This window comes from Devosia sp. Soil_C_22, assembly GCF_057657195.1.
Map to the genome: position 1 here is coordinate 2,086,887 of NZ_JBDGIY010000001.1, position 13,188 is coordinate 2,100,074.

Here is a 13,188-nt window from a genome sequence, read left to right on the forward strand (position 1 = left end):
GGCGAACGGATCACACCCGCCGGGTGGCGATGCGGTTGCGGCCGGCGCGCTTGGCCTCGTACATGGCGTTGTCGGCGTGCGAGATCAGCGCACCGAGATCGCGCTCGGCGGTACCGGCGTAGGCCAGGCCGACGCTCACAGTCACGAGTTGCACCATGCCGCTGTCGAGCACGACGCCGAGATTGGCGACGGCGACGCGGATGCGTTCGGCGGCGTTTTCTGCCTCGTCCCCGGCGATCGAGGGCAGCAGCAGCGCAAATTCCTCCCCACCCAGCCGGCCGAAGAGGTCGCTGTCGCGGATGCAGCCGCGGATGGCCGTGGCAACCGCGACAAGCACGCGGTCGCCGGCCTGGTGGCCATGTGTATCGTTGATCTGCTTGAAGTGATCGGCATCCAGCAGCAGCAGCACAGCGACAGGCTCGCCGCGGTGCGCGAGGCTCGCCATCATGCTGCTGGCCCGATCGATGAAGGCGCTGCGCGTCAGGGCTCCGGTGAGCGAGTCGTAGCGCGCCAGCCGCTCGAGCTCGTCGATCTGTCGGCGGCGCTCGCTGCTGACGCTGGCAACCGCGAGCGGGCCGAGCGCCAGCAGGGCGACGCCGATATGCACGGCGAGGACCGCGTGGGTGTCGAGCCCGCCCGAGGACAGATCGAACAGGCCGAGCGCGATGCCGACCATGACGAAGGTCGAGTAGGCCATGACCGCGAGCGCGGCGCCGAAGAGCGGCAGGGTCAATGTGCACCAGATCAGCGCCGGCAGCGGAAAGGCCAGGGCGACGGGATGCGCGAAGCCGGCGCTGATGGCCATCGCCACGAGCAGCAGGGCGATCGGGGCAGCGGAGACGCGCCAGGCGCCACGCGGCACCCGCCATGGTCGCAACCAGACGAGCAATCGCGGCGCCGTGAGAATGACGGGCAGAATGGCGAGGTAGTTGACGAGGTCGGCGGCGAACCAAAGCATCCAGCCGCTCAGATGCGGATTGCCGAACAATGCGCCGAGCGCCATGGCTCCGCCAAAGCCGCTGACGGCGGACGCGCCCGCCGCCACGACCAGCAGGAACAGAACGCCCTGCGGCCGCGCCAACTGGCGATCGAGCGGATCGAGCGCGCCGAACAGCAGCACGAAGCTTAAGACGCCGGCGAGATTGGCGATGTTCAGCAGCAGCGCTATATGGAACTCGTCGCCGACGATGAAGGCTGCTGCGACATAGCCTGCGATAGCGCCAAAAATCACCGACAGGCGACGGAACTGGCGCTTTCGCACCATCAGGCCGGCGAGAATCGCGTTGGCTGGCCAGAACGAGGCGAGAAAGCCCGTAGGTCGGGTGAGGCTGCCGAGCAGCGCCGCGGCGAAGACGACCACGGCGATGAGCAGGACGTTGCGCGAGAGGCGGACCAGGGCGCTGGTGGCGCGTCCTTGCCGGTAATTGGCCGCGGGCATCAAGGCCATGAGGGGTCCCCAAGTAGTCGTCACTAAGCGGCGTCGCGGCGAAACCCAGATCCCCTCGATCCTGATTTCCGCCCGGCGCGAGCCCCGCAAGAACAAGTAAAGCAGAAACGCCGCGCGCCGTAAGGAGTGCAGCATGGCTGCCATGCGATTTTTTGGTATCGTCAGGGTATAGGTCGGGCCATAAAATTACGCCCGCGCGAAGAGTCGCACCCTGTTCAGGCGACCTTGTGCCGGCTCAGTTCCTTCACCTTGCTGCCCCGCACCCACTCGCGATCGAGCACGGCGAAGTGCAGTTCTTCGTCCCACTCTCCCTGAAACAGGGCATGCTCGCGGTAATGGGCCTCGAGACGCATGCCGAGGTGCCTCAGCAGCTTGGCTGAAGGTTCGTTGCGGGCAGAACAGCGGGCGAAGACACGGTGCATGCCGAGTTCCTCGAAGCCGAGATCAAGCACAGCCCGCGCCGCCTCGCGGGCATAACCGTTGCGGCGGGCATCCGGGCTGACGATGAAACGGATCTCGGCTTGCCCGGCGGTGGCGTCGACCCAGCGCAGCGAAATATGGCCGATCAGCTTGTTGTCGCCCTTGCGGATGATGGCCAGCGAAATGGCATCCCCTGGACGATGCATGCGCTGCTCGCGAATCATGGCCTCCAGCGCCGATTTTGCCTCCTCCTTGTCGCGCGCCTTCCAATCCAGGTAGCGCTGCACATCGGGCAGGGCGAGATAGGCTGCGACGTCCTCCAGATCGGATTTCCGGAATGGCCGAAGCATCAATCGCTCGGTCTCTATGGGTAGTTCTGGCTTGGTCATGATGATGTTCCCCGCACGGAATAACTTGTGAGAGGCAACGCCACCGCACTGGAGCGGTTCCGGCTTATTCCTTGAAATATCTTACCAAATCTGGCTGCCTGAGCCGAATAGACCTGAGCGCGCGGGCACTTAGCCCTCGGCGTGCCATTCATGTTCGAGAATGGCGTAGATCATTTCCTCGTCCCACTCGCCCTTGACGAAAGCGTGCTCGCGGAAGTGGGCCTCGCGACGCATGCCGAGCCGCTCCATGACGCGCCAGGAGCCGATATTGGCGGCGGCGCAGCGAGCATAGATGCGGTGCAAGCCTGCCCCCGCAAAACCCATCGCGAGCAACATCCGGGCTGCCTCGGTGGCGTAGCCGCGGCCGTGATGGTCGGGATGGAAGATGTAGCCGATCTCGCCCTGGCGCCAGGGTTCGCTCCTGAGGATCAGCGACAGCTCGCCGATGACGCCGTGCTGGTCTTTCAGCTCGACGGCGAGGAAGATCTTGTCGCCCTCCACGCGCAGCGCCTCCTGCCCGACCCGCATTCCTAGCGCCTCGGCGACGCTCTCATGGGTCATCGGCCCGTCCATGAGGTAACGGGCCACATCGTCCCGGCGGCGGTATTCGAAAACGGCATCGACATCGCCGCGCGTGAAGGGGCGCAGGCGCAGGCGTTCCGTCTCGATCGGGAAGCTCGGGGCATAAACCATGGCACTCGTCTAGTGTGGGCGCCCTGCCCGATCAAGCACTTGCGCGCTCAAGCGGGCTGGTGTCAGCTTCCGGCATGTCCTCTCCGGCACGACCCAGCATCGAGCTCGAAACCAGCTGTGCCTGCGGCGCGGTTTCGGTGCGGATCGCCGGCACGGTGAAGTCGATGTTCATGTGCGCGTGCCTCGATTGCCAGCGGGCCAGCGGTACGGGCCATTCGGCTGTGGTCGCAATGGCCTCGGGTGACGTTACGATTGCCGGTGAGACGCGCTCGTTCGACCGGCCGTCGGCCTCGGGTGCGACGATGACGCGCTGGTTCTGCCCGGCCTGCGGCACGCCGCTGCTGGCGCGCTCGAGCCGGGCGCCGGAGCTGACGCTGGTGCCGGCCGGACTATTCGCGGGCGCCGGGTGGTTCGTGCCCAACCAGCTGATCTTTGCACGCAGCCATCACGACTGGGACGCGCTTCCGGCCGGGCTGCCGCGCTGGCAGACCTATCGCGAGCAGGAGTCATGACGCCGGCCGACAGCCTTGCCGCCCGCATCCGGCCGCTGCTGGCGATGGACGGGGTGCGTAAGCAGAAGATGTTCGGTGGTTATGGCTTCATGCTGCATGGCAACATGCTGGTGGCGGCGATGAAGGGCGGCGAACTGCTGGTGCGGGTGTCGCCGGAAACGACCGCCGAGGCGCTGGCGCAGCCAGGGGTCGGCACGATGAAGATGGGGGCGCGCGAGATGACGGGATTTGTTGCGGTCGCGCCCGATGCGGTAACCGACGATGCCGCGATATCCCGCTGGATCGCGTTCGCCGAACCCTACGTCAGGAGCCTGCCGCCCAAATGAAATCGGAAGCCATGGACCATGTCGCCGACCGCGTCCGCATGCTGGTGGGCGACGATCCGCGCATCAGCGAGAAATACATGTTCGGCGGGCTCACCTTCCTGCTCAACGGGCATATTCTCGTGGGCTGCAAGAAGGATGGCGGCATCCTGATCTCGGTGGGCAAGGCCAACCACGAGGCCGCCAAGGCCCGGCCGGGGACCAGTGAGATGATCCATAGCGGCCGGGTGATGTCGGGCTTCTTCTGGATCGATGCCGACGCAATCGAGGACGACGAGGCGCTGGAGGACTGGGTCCGCTTCGCGGAGAAAGCCGTGGCCCAGCGCCCGGTCAAACCGGAAAAACCGAAGAAGCCCGGGGCCGCTAGATCGCGGAAAACACCAGCGACGCGTTAACACCGCCGAAGCCGAAGGCGTTCGACAGGGCGTGGCGCACGGTCTTCTGCTTGGCCACCTTCGGGACGAGGTCGAAGCGCTCGCCGACGTCGGGATCATCGAGATTGCGCGTCGGCGGCACGATGCCGTTGCGGATGGCGAGCACCGAGAAGACCGCCTCGATGGCGCCGGCGGCGCCCATCAGGTGTCCGGTGGCGGACTTGGTCGAGGAGATGGCGAGGTCCTTGCCGCGATTGGCGAAGACCGCGCCGATGCCGGCCAGCTCGGCGGCGTCGCCGACGCTGGTCGAGGTCGAGTGGGCGTTGATGTAGTCGATCTCGCCCGGCGACACGCCAGCCATCTTCAGCGCATTGCGCATGGCCACCTGCGCCCCTGCGCCGGTCGGCTCTCCGGCCGTCAGGTGGTAGGCGTCGGCCGAGGTGCCGTAACCGGCAAGGATCGCGAGCGGCGTGGCGCCGCGGGCCTGGGCGTGGCTCAGCCGCTCGATCACCATGACTGCGGCCCCCTCCGCCAGCACGAAGCCGTCGCGCTTGCGGTCGAAGGGGCGTGACGCGGCCTGCGGATCGTCGTTGAAGGCGGTGGCGAGCGCGCGCGCCGCGCCAAAGCCGCCCACCGAAATCGGGTCGATGGAGCCTTCGGCGCCACCGACCACGGCGACGTCAGCCTCGCCGGTAAGGATCAGCCGCATGCCGTCGCCAATGGCCTGGCCAGAGGCAGCGCAGGCGGTGACCGGCGCGCCGATGGGGCCCTTGAAGCCGTGGCGGATCGAGATCCAGCCAGCCGCGAGATTGGCGAGGAAGGCCGGCACGGTGAAGGGCGAAAGCCGGCGCGGGCCCTTTTCGATGATGGTTTCTACCGCCTCCGCCATGACCGGCGAGCCGCCGACGCCGGTGCCGATGATGGTGGCGGTGGCAGCCTGCTTCTCCGGCGTATCGGCGACCCAGCCGGACTGGCTAAGGGCCTCCTGTGCAGCGACCAAGCCATACTGGATGAACAGGTCCATCTTCTTGATGTCCTTGGGGTCGATCGCGACCAGCGGATCGAAGCCTTCCGGGTCGGTCTCCTTCGTCGGCACCAGTCCCGCGATCTTGGCGGTGAAGTTGGTGACGTCGAACCGGGTGTTGCGGACGATGCCGCTCTGGCCGGCGATGAGGCGCGACCAGACGGTATCGACGCCGGTGCCGAGCGGGCTCACCACCCCCATGCCCGTGACGACGATGGGATCAGCCTGAGCGGTCATGTCATTCTCCTCGTGTAGATACACGGTTGTGGCGGCACGAGATGGCCGCGATGTGGAAGTTCAGATGGAGGCGAGGCGCTGCAGTGTCTTCAGGGTTTCGTCAAAGCCCTCGGCGCCGAGCTCCTCGCGGATCTCGGCCTGGGCCTTGCGCCAATAGGGCAGAAGCTGTTCGACCAGCGCCTCGCCCTTGGGCGTCAGCCGGCAGAGCCGGCCGTTGCCGTGCTCGGCGGCACGGGACTCGATGAGCCCCATCTTCTCGAGCCGGTCGAGATTGCGGGTCAGCGTGGTGCGCTCGAAGCCGCGCGCCTCGGCGAGCTCGCTCACCGTTTGCTCGCCTGAGGCTGTGATGACGCCAAGCAGCGAGAACTGGGTCGAGGTGATGCCGAACTGCCGGGCATAGGCGTCGTAGCGCCGGGTGATGGCTCGCGCCGCCATCCGGGTATTGGACACCATGCATTGAGTGAAGTCGTCACGCATGGCCGATAGATGGCTGTGTAGTTACACGGTGTCAAGTCCAGGCTGTGGCGTGCTCGATGCGTGAGATGAGAGTTTCAAGCTAAGACCTTAGTCCGTCTAGGAAATGCAGTGGAGATCGCCAATTGTGGCAACGCTCGAGTCGTGTCCACAACATGCTTTGGGCGGGCGGGCGGTGTCGCTATGGCGGCGCCGCCCGCCTTACCCCACGCAAGTCTCGTCGCCCCCCGGCTTCCGTGCGGGCGATTTCATGCTATTAGCCCCGGCATCAAACCATAGCCGCCCGAGGAGCTTGAAGCATGGCCAAGATCAAAGTCGCCAACCCAGTCGTCGATCTCGACGGCGATGAGATGACCCGCATCATCTGGCAGGCGATCAAGGACAAGCTGATCCTCCCCTATCTCGATCTCGACATCGAGTACTACGACCTCTCGGTCCAGAACCGCGACGCCACCAACGACCAGGTGACCGTGGACGCGGCCAACGCCATCAAGAAGCACGGCGTCGGTATCAAGTGCGCGACCATCACGCCCGACGAGCAGCGCGTCGAGGAATTCGGCCTCAAGAAGATGTGGAAGTCGCCCAACGGCACCATCCGCAACATCCTGGGCGGCGTGATCTTCCGCGAGCCGATCATCATGTCGAACGTGCCGCGGCTGGTGCCCGGCTGGACGCAGCCGATCATCGTCGGCCGCCACGCGTTCGGCGACCAGTATCGCGCCACCGACTTCAAGTTCCCCGGCAAGGGCAAGCTGACGATGAAGTTCGTCGGCGATGACGGCACGGTGCAGGAATATGACGTGTTCGACGCGCCGTCGGCCGGCGTTGCCATGGGCATGTACAACCTCGACGACTCGATCGCCGACTTCGCCCATGCCTCGTTCAACTACGCCATCAATCGCAAGGTGCCGTGCTACCTCTCGACCAAGAACACGATCCTCAAGGCCTATGACGGTCGCTTCAAGGACATCTTCCAGGAGATCTTCGACCGCGACTACAAGGCCAAGTTCGACGAACTGAAGATCTGGTACGAGCACCGCCTGATCGACGACATGGTCGCCTCGGCGCTGAAGTGGTCCGGCGGCTACGTCTGGGCGTGCAAGAACTACGATGGCGACGTGCAGTCCGATATCGTGGCGCAGGGCTTTGGCTCGCTGGGCCTGATGACCTCGGTGCTGATGACCCCCGATGGCAAGATCGTGGAAGCCGAGGCCGCGCATGGCACGGTGACCCGGCACTACCGCCAGCATCAGCAGGGCAAGGAGACCTCGACCAACTCCATCGCCTCGATCTTTGCCTGGACGCGTGGCCTCGCCCACCGCGCCAAGCTCGACGACAACGCCGAACTCGCCAGGTTCGCCGAGACGCTGGAGCAGGTGTGCATCGACACGGTCGAAGGCGGCCAGATGACCAAGGACCTGGCGCTGTTGGTCGGCCCGGACCAGAAGTGGCTCTCGACCCTCGCTTTCCTCGACGCGATCGACGCCAATCTCAAGAAGGCCATGGCGGCATAAGCCTGGACCTGCCCATCGGGCAGGCTCTTCAGCCCAATAGACGGCCCGTTCTGATCGTCGGAACGGGCCGTTTTTGCGAGCATCCAGCCACACTTGGGCCATGAACGCCGCTGAGTTTGCCCTGCGTTTTTTGGGGGCGGCATGCGCTGGTTGTGGCGAATTCTCATTGCGATCGCTGTCTTTGCGGTTGCGGTCATCCTGTTCAACGGATCGTGGTGGGCGGCGCCTCCAGAGGGCGGCGTGCAGCTGATCGCGCATCGCGGCGTCCACCAGACCTTCGACCGCGCCGGCCTCGATAACGACACTTGCACGGCCGAGCGCATGGATCCGCCGACGCACGAGTTCCTCGAAAATACAATTCCCTCGATGCAGGCAGCCTTCGCGGCCGGCGCCGACATCGTCGAGCTCGACGTGCATCCGACCACCGACGGCAAGCTGGCGGTGTTGCACGACTGGACGGTCGACTGCCGCACCGAAGGAGAGGGCGACACACGCAGCCACGACATGGCGTACCTCAGGACGCTCGACATCGGCTATGGCTACACCGCCGATGACGGCGCGACCTACCCGTTCCGTGGCAAGGGCGTCGGCATGATGCCAGAGTTGGAGGAGGTGTTCAGCGCCCTGCCCGGCCAGCGCATCCTCGTCAACTTCAAGAGCAACGAGGCGCGCGAGGGCGACATGCTGGCGGCGGTGATCGCCGCCCATCCGGAATGGCGCGAGAACGTGTGGGGCGCCTACGGCGGGGATCCGCCGACCCTTCGGTCCCAGGAGCTGATCGGCGACCTGAATGTGTGGTCGCGGCGCGGGCTGATCGACTGCGTGCTCAACTACGCGGGAATCGGCTGGACGGGAATTGTGCCCGAGGCATGCCGGAACACCGTAGTGATGATGCCGATCAACGTCGCTCCTTTCCTGTGGGGCTGGCCCGACCTGTTCCTCAAGCGCCTGAGCGACGCCGGCACCGAGGTGATCCTGCTCGGCCCGTATGGCGCGGGCGATCCGGGCACGGCCGGCATCGATACCCCGGAACAACTTGCGCAGGTGCCGGACGGCTTTACCGGTTACATCTGGACCAACAAGATCGAAACCATCGGCCCGCTGGCAAATGCGCGTTTCAAGTAACGGCGCGTTCAAATAGAGACGAAATAATTAGCCAGTGTGGCTTTGGCACCCATCGACGGAGTCGGGAGCGCGGCGTATAGGGTGGCTAACATACTAGTCGACCACCACCCTCGTCCCCCGGATTCCCCAGATGCCGACCGGCGTCGCCTTATCGCTCGTTGCCTACCTGCTCTACTCGTGCTGCGATGCCATCATCAAGGGGTTCGGCGGTAGCCTGAGCGTCTTCGAAATCGCGTTCTGGACCGCCTTGTTCTCGTTCGTTCCGGCGATTTTCACCAAGCCCAAGGGCGAGCACTGGCGGCAGGTGCACAAGATGCGCCATCCCTGGCTGGTGCAGCTGCGCTCGACCACCGGCGTGATCGGCAACCTCTGCATCATCTACGCCTTCACCCATATCCCGCTCGCCGAAGCCTATTCGATCGCCTTCCTCGCCCCGATCTTCGTGGTGGCGCTGTCGCGCACGATCCTGCGCGAAGAAGTGACATGGCATCGCTGGTTCTTCCTCGGCGCGAGCTTTCTGGGCGTGTTGCTGGTGGTCCGGCCGGGCTTCCGTGAGCTGCAGTTGGGACATCTGCTTGCGCTGTTCGCGGCGCTGATGGGCGGGATCACCACCACGACGCTGCGCAAGATCGCACCGGTCGAGGCCCGCGTCAGCCTTCTCGGCTGGCCGCTCGGCTACATCGTCGTGATCAACGGCATCCTGATGCTGCCGACCTTTCACTGGCCGACCTGGGAAGAGTTCGCGCTGCTGATGACCATCGGCGCGCTCGGCGGCACGGGCAACATCGTGTTCATCGCGGCCACGCGACGCTCGCCGGTGAGCCAGATCGCGCCGGCGCAGTACAGCCAGATCGCCTGGGCGATCGTCTTCGGCGCCCTCTTCTTTCACGAATATCCCGACATGGTCGCCTATTGCGGCCTCGTCGTCGTGGCGCTCGGCGGCATCATGAACGTCATGTCCAACGAGACACGCATCCGTATCTTCTCGCGCCTGTCCATCTTCGGCCCGGCGACCGCCATTTCCGAGATGAGCCGGCCGCTCGGCGACGACGCCGAGGAACAGCGCAAGGCGCAGCCCGGCGAGGCCATGGCCGGCAAGTAGATGTTGCGCTCGCTTTCACCAGTTTCGCTCGGCGTGCTCTGCGCCTTGGTCGCCATGGCCGCATTCTCGACCGGCGACGCACTGATCAAAGGGCTGGGCGGCTCGCTCAGCACGTTCGAGATCGGCTTTTTCAGCACGATCTTCTCGTTTCTGCCAGCGCTGTTCTCCAAGCCGAGGGAGGAGCGCTGGCGCGACACGTTCAAGCTGAACCGGCCGGCGCTGATGATCCTCGTTGCGGTGTGCCGAACGCTCAGCGCCATCCTCATCACCTATTCCTTTGTCACCATTCCGCTCGCCGAGGCCTATTGCCTGGTCTTCCTCATCCCGGTGCTGGCGACCATCCTGTCGGTCATCGTGCTCAAGGAAGAGGTGTCGCTCGATCGCTGGCTGCTGGTGGTGCTGAGCTTTCTCGGCGTGCTGCTGGTGGTGCGACCCGGCTTCCGCGAGATCCAGCTCGGGCATCTCACCGCCTTCATCTGCGCGCTGGCGGCAGCGGTGTCGCTCACGGTGATCCGGCTGCTCTCGGGGGCCGAACGACGGGTGACCCTGTTCGCCCTGCCGGGCCTGTTCACCCTCGGCGCCAATCTCATCGGCATGGCGATCATCGGCTTTACCTGGCCGTCATGGCCGTTGCTCGGGTTGCTGCTGATGGCCGGCGTGCTGGGCGGCATCGGCTACATGCTGCAGCTCAAGGGCGTCGCGCTGGCGCCTGCGAGCCGGGTCGCACCGATGCAATACAGCCAGATCATCTGGGCCCTGCTCTACGGCGCGCTGTTCTTCTCCGAGGTCCCCGACGCCATCGGTCTTGCCGGATTGGGCGTCGTCGTCGCCGCTGGCCTTGCCAATGTGTTTGCCGACGGGGCGCGGGCGCGGATCGCCGGGCGCTGGTCCGAATATCGGGCGCGCCGCGATAACCCCTCGCCGGACGATTTCAAGGGGCCGGGGCCAGACCCGGTCTAGAGCGCTTCGGCCTCACACGGGCTCGTAGTCGATCTCCAGGAACCGCTCCACCTCGCGCTGCCAGCGCTCCTGCACGAACTTCACGTGCTTGGGGTGGACATTGTAGGCGTCGTAGGCGGCCTGGTCGGCGAACTCCATCGAGAAGCCGAACTCGTAGTCGTTCTTCTTCGAGACCTGGCGCAACTGCTCAAACTTCTCGACACCCGGAATCTCCGTCAGCACCATCGCGTCACGCAGGAACGCCTTTTCCTGCAGCGAACCATGCGCGTGCTTGAGCACGAAGATAACGGAATGGCGGATCATCAGGCTCTCTCTCCCAGGGCCACCGCTTCACTGGCGGCGATTGCCGTCATATTGACGATTCCGCGGCTGGTGGTCGAGGGGGCAAGGATGTGGGCCGGCGCGCGCGGACCCATGAGGATCGGCCCCACGGCGAGCGCGTTGTTCATTTCCTTGAGCAGCGTCATCGAGAGGTTGGCGCTGTCGAGATTGGGGAACAGCAAGAGGTTCGCTTCGCCCTTCAGCACCGAGTCCGGCAAATAGCGGCTGCGCAGCTCCTCGTTGAGGGCGACGTCGCCCTGCATCTCGCCTTCTAGGATCATCTCCGGCGCGACGGCCTTGAGCTTGCGATAGGCCTCGCGCATCTTGAACGCGGTATCGCCGTCTCGTGAACCGAAGTTCGAGTAGCTGAGCAGCGCCGCGCGCGCCTCGATGTTGAAGCGCTTGAGATGATCGCGCGCCTGCAGCGCGATCGCCACCAGCTCGTCCGGCGTCGGGTCCATGTTGACGTACGTGTCGGCGAGGAAGAACGCGCCCTTGGGCATGATCAGCATCGAGAGCGCCGAAACATCCTGGACGCCGTCCTGCAGGCCGATGATCGAGCGGATGTCGCGCACATGCTTGATGTAGCGACCCTGGAAGCCGCACAGCATGGCGTCGGCATCGCCGCGCTTCACCGACAGCGCCGCGATCACCGTGGTGTTGGTGCGCACGATGGTGCGGGCGATGTCCGGGGTTACGCCGCTGCGGCCGACCAGCGAGTGGAACAGGTCGACATAGTCGCGATAGCGCGGATCGTCCTCCGGGTTCACTACCTCGAAGTCGCGGCCCGGCTTGATGGTGAGGCCGAAGCGCTGCAGCCGGCTCTCGATCACCTGCGGACGTCCGATCAGGATCGGCTGCGCCATCCGGTCCTCGATCAGCACCTGCGCGGCGCGCAGCACCCGCTCATCCTCGCCGTCGGCGAAGGCGACACGCTTGGCCTGCCCGATGACCCGGTCGATCACCGGCTTCATCACCAGGCCCGAGCGGAACACGAAGCGGTTGAGGCTGTCGTGATAGGCCTGGAAATCGGTGATCGGGCGCTTCGCCACCCCCGACTCCATTGCCGCCCGTGCCACCGCCGGCGCGATGCGGAGGATCAGCCGCTGGTCGAACGGGTTGGGAATGATGTGATCCGGCCCGTAGACCGCCGGCGCGCCCGACGGCGACACTTCGAGGCCCGGATCATGCGCCAGCCTGGCGATCGCCTGCGAGGCGGCGAGCTTCATCTCCTCGTTGATCGTCGTCGCGCCGACATCGAGCGCGCCGCGGAAGATGAAGGGAAAGCAGAGGACGTTGTTGACCTGGTTCGGATAGTCCGACCGTCCCGTGCACACCATGGCGTCGGGGCGCAGGTCCTTGGCCACTTCCGGCATGATTTCGGGATTGGGATTGGCCAGCGCCAGGATCAGCGGCTTCGGCCCCATCTTCATCAGCATTTCCGGCTTCAGGGCGCCGGCCGCCGACAGCCCGAGGAAGATATCGGCCCCCTCGATCACCTCGGCCAGCGAGGTCGCCTCGCTGTCATGCCGGCAGAACTTGCCGCGCCACTTGTCGTTGACGTCGTTGCGCCGGTAGGTGAGCAACCCGTCCTTGTCGGCCACCCAGATATTCTCGAGCTTCGCGCCGAGCGCGAGGAGGATGTTGAGGCAGGCAATGGCGGCAGCGCCCGCGCCGGACGTGCAGATCTTCACGTCCTCGATCTTCTTGCCGGCCAGTTCCAGCCCGTTCAACACCGCCGCACCAACAATGATCGCGGTGCCATGCTGGTCGTCATGGAACACCGGGATATTCATGCGCTCGCGCAGCGCTTCCTCGATGGCAAAGCACTCGGGTGCCTTGATGTCCTCGAGGTTGATGCCGCCGAAGGTCGGCTCGAGCGGCCGCACCACTTCGACGAATTTCTGCGGATCGGTCTCGTCGATCTCGATATCGAACACGTCGATACCGGCGAACTTCTTGAAGAGCACGGCCTTGCCCTCCATCACCGGCTTACTTGCCAGCGCGCCGATATTGCCCAGCCCCAGCACCGCCGTCCCGTTCGAGATCACGGCGACGAGGTTGCCGCGCGAGGTGTATTTGGTGACGGCCTCCGGGTCCTGCGCGATCTCCTCGCAGGGCGCCGCGACGCCCGGCGAATAGGCGAGCGACAGGTCGCGCTGGTTGCCGAGCGGCTTGGTGGCCTGGATCTCGAGCTTTCCGGGCTTGGGGAACTGATGAAAATGCAGCGCCGCCTCACGCAGCGCCTTCCTCTGTTCAGTCATGTCGGCCGA

14 protein-coding genes are annotated in these 13,188 nt (G+C 65.2%); 7 read left to right on the forward strand and 7 right to left on the reverse strand.

Features of this window, described 5'->3' with window-relative positions; all coding sequences use genetic code 11:
* Positions 1 to 10 precede the first annotated feature (10 nt).
* From AC3A6I_RS10065 to AC3A6I_RS10075, 3 genes are all read right to left on the reverse strand, one after another.
* Positions 11 to 1,447 (reverse strand): GGDEF domain-containing protein, encoded by a 1,437-nt coding sequence (locus AC3A6I_RS10065; protein WP_487543544.1) that lies wholly within the window; start codon positions 1,445 to 1,447, stop codon positions 11 to 13.
* Positions 1,448 to 1,662: 215 nt separating this feature from the next.
* Positions 1,663 to 2,256 (reverse strand): GNAT family N-acetyltransferase, encoded by a 594-nt coding sequence (locus AC3A6I_RS10070; protein ID WP_487543545.1) that lies wholly within the window; start codon positions 2,254 to 2,256, stop codon positions 1,663 to 1,665.
* Positions 2,257 to 2,385: 129 nt separating this feature from the next.
* On the reverse strand, positions 2,386 to 2,949 hold the full coding sequence (locus AC3A6I_RS10075; RefSeq protein WP_487543546.1) for a GNAT family N-acetyltransferase: 564 nt from the start codon (positions 2,947 to 2,949) through the stop codon (positions 2,386 to 2,388).
* Positions 2,950 to 3,023: 74 nt separating this feature from the next.
* On the opposite strand from AC3A6I_RS10075, the gene AC3A6I_RS10080 reads away from it, so the two are divergent.
* From AC3A6I_RS10080 to AC3A6I_RS10090, 3 genes are read left to right on the forward strand one after another with little or no spacing between them, the layout of a single operon-like run.
* Positions 3,024 to 3,461, forward strand: a complete 438-nt coding sequence (locus tag AC3A6I_RS10080; protein ID WP_487543547.1) for a GFA family protein — start codon at positions 3,024 to 3,026, stop codon at positions 3,459 to 3,461.
* Positions 3,458 to 3,787, forward strand: a complete 330-nt coding sequence (locus AC3A6I_RS10085; RefSeq protein ID WP_487543548.1) for a TfoX/Sxy family protein — start codon at positions 3,458 to 3,460, stop codon at positions 3,785 to 3,787. The genes AC3A6I_RS10080 and AC3A6I_RS10085 overlap by 4 nt, the downstream gene beginning before the upstream one ends.
* Positions 3,784 to 4,179 carry a TfoX/Sxy family protein gene (locus AC3A6I_RS10090; protein ID WP_487543549.1) on the forward strand — a complete coding sequence of 132 codons (396 nt, stop codon included), beginning with the start codon at positions 3,784 to 3,786 and terminating at the stop codon, positions 4,177 to 4,179. Before AC3A6I_RS10085 ends, AC3A6I_RS10090 begins: the two co-directional genes overlap by 4 nt.
* Here AC3A6I_RS10090 and fabF read toward each other — a convergent pair.
* On the reverse strand, positions 4,148 to 5,419 hold the full coding sequence (gene fabF, locus AC3A6I_RS10095) for a beta-ketoacyl-ACP synthase II (protein ID WP_487543550.1): 1,272 nt from the start codon (positions 5,417 to 5,419) through the stop codon (positions 4,148 to 4,150). The two genes, AC3A6I_RS10090 and fabF, sit on opposite strands and share 32 nt — an antisense overlap.
* A gap of 60 nt (positions 5,420 to 5,479) precedes the next feature.
* Positions 5,480 to 5,872, reverse strand: coding sequence for a MarR family winged helix-turn-helix transcriptional regulator (locus AC3A6I_RS10100; protein ID WP_487543551.1), 393 nt, complete (start codon positions 5,870 to 5,872; stop codon positions 5,480 to 5,482).
* Positions 5,873 to 6,192: 320 nt separating this feature from the next.
* Between AC3A6I_RS10100 and AC3A6I_RS10105 the strand changes: the two genes are divergently transcribed.
* The 4 genes from AC3A6I_RS10105 to AC3A6I_RS10120 all read left to right on the forward strand — a co-directional run bounded on the left by AC3A6I_RS10105 (position 6,193) and on the right by AC3A6I_RS10120 (position 10,594).
* A complete protein-coding gene (locus tag AC3A6I_RS10105) occupies positions 6,193 to 7,407 on the forward strand; it encodes an NADP-dependent isocitrate dehydrogenase (RefSeq protein WP_487543552.1) in 1,215 nt (404 codons plus the stop codon).
* Between the two features lie 141 nt (positions 7,408 to 7,548).
* Positions 7,549 to 8,532, forward strand: coding sequence for a glycerophosphodiester phosphodiesterase family protein (locus AC3A6I_RS10110; RefSeq protein WP_487543553.1), 984 nt, complete (start codon positions 7,549 to 7,551; stop codon positions 8,530 to 8,532).
* A 130-nt stretch (positions 8,533 to 8,662) separates the two neighbouring features.
* A complete protein-coding gene (locus AC3A6I_RS10115) occupies positions 8,663 to 9,634 on the forward strand; it encodes a DMT family transporter (protein WP_487543554.1) in 972 nt (323 codons plus the stop codon).
* Positions 9,635 to 10,594 carry a DMT family transporter gene (locus AC3A6I_RS10120; RefSeq protein ID WP_487543555.1) on the forward strand — a complete coding sequence of 320 codons (960 nt, stop codon included), beginning with the start codon at positions 9,635 to 9,637 and terminating at the stop codon, positions 10,592 to 10,594.
* A 12-nt stretch (positions 10,595 to 10,606) separates the two neighbouring features.
* On the opposite strand, the gene AC3A6I_RS10125 is transcribed toward AC3A6I_RS10120, so the two are convergent.
* Both AC3A6I_RS10125 and AC3A6I_RS10130 read right to left on the reverse strand, forming a co-directional pair.
* Positions 10,607 to 10,897 carry a Dabb family protein gene (locus AC3A6I_RS10125; RefSeq protein WP_487543556.1) on the reverse strand — a complete coding sequence of 97 codons (291 nt, stop codon included), beginning with the start codon at positions 10,895 to 10,897 and terminating at the stop codon, positions 10,607 to 10,609.
* Positions 10,897 to 13,179 carry an NADP-dependent malic enzyme gene (locus AC3A6I_RS10130; protein WP_487543557.1) on the reverse strand — a complete coding sequence of 761 codons (2,283 nt, stop codon included), beginning with the start codon at positions 13,177 to 13,179 and terminating at the stop codon, positions 10,897 to 10,899. The genes AC3A6I_RS10125 and AC3A6I_RS10130 overlap by 1 nt, the downstream gene beginning before the upstream one ends.
* Positions 13,180 to 13,188: the final 9 nt, after the last annotated feature.

Bases quoted from the DNA above. Each gene is read 5' to 3' on its own strand.
- AC3A6I_RS10065 (WP_487543544.1), bottom strand. From the start codon at position 1,447: ATGGCCTTGATGCCCGCGGCCAATTACCGGCAAGGACGCGCCACCAGC.
- AC3A6I_RS10070 (WP_487543545.1), bottom strand. From the start codon at position 2,256: ATGACCAAGCCAGAACTACCCATAGAGACCGAGCGATTGATGCTTCGG.
- AC3A6I_RS10075 (WP_487543546.1), bottom strand. From the start codon at position 2,949: ATGGTTTATGCCCCGAGCTTCCCGATCGAGACGGAACGCCTGCGCCTG.
- AC3A6I_RS10080 (WP_487543547.1), top strand. From the start codon at position 3,024: ATGTCCTCTCCGGCACGACCCAGCATCGAGCTCGAAACCAGCTGTGCC.
- AC3A6I_RS10085 (WP_487543548.1), top strand. From the start codon at position 3,458: ATGACGCCGGCCGACAGCCTTGCCGCCCGCATCCGGCCGCTGCTGGCG.
- AC3A6I_RS10090 (WP_487543549.1), top strand. From the start codon at position 3,784: ATGAAATCGGAAGCCATGGACCATGTCGCCGACCGCGTCCGCATGCTG.
- fabF (WP_487543550.1), bottom strand. From the start codon at position 5,419: ATGACCGCTCAGGCTGATCCCATCGTCGTCACGGGCATGGGGGTGGTG.
- AC3A6I_RS10100 (WP_487543551.1), bottom strand. From the start codon at position 5,872: ATGGTGTCCAATACCCGGATGGCGGCGCGAGCCATCACCCGGCGCTAC.
- AC3A6I_RS10105 (WP_487543552.1), top strand. From the start codon at position 6,193: ATGGCCAAGATCAAAGTCGCCAACCCAGTCGTCGATCTCGACGGCGAT.
- AC3A6I_RS10110 (WP_487543553.1), top strand. From the start codon at position 7,549: ATGCGCTGGTTGTGGCGAATTCTCATTGCGATCGCTGTCTTTGCGGTT.
- AC3A6I_RS10115 (WP_487543554.1), top strand. From the start codon at position 8,663: ATGCCGACCGGCGTCGCCTTATCGCTCGTTGCCTACCTGCTCTACTCG.
- AC3A6I_RS10120 (WP_487543555.1), top strand. From the start codon at position 9,635: ATGTTGCGCTCGCTTTCACCAGTTTCGCTCGGCGTGCTCTGCGCCTTG.
- AC3A6I_RS10125 (WP_487543556.1), bottom strand. From the start codon at position 10,897: ATGATCCGCCATTCCGTTATCTTCGTGCTCAAGCACGCGCATGGTTCG.
- AC3A6I_RS10130 (WP_487543557.1), bottom strand. From the start codon at position 13,179: ATGACTGAACAGAGGAAGGCGCTGCGTGAGGCGGCGCTGCATTTTCAT.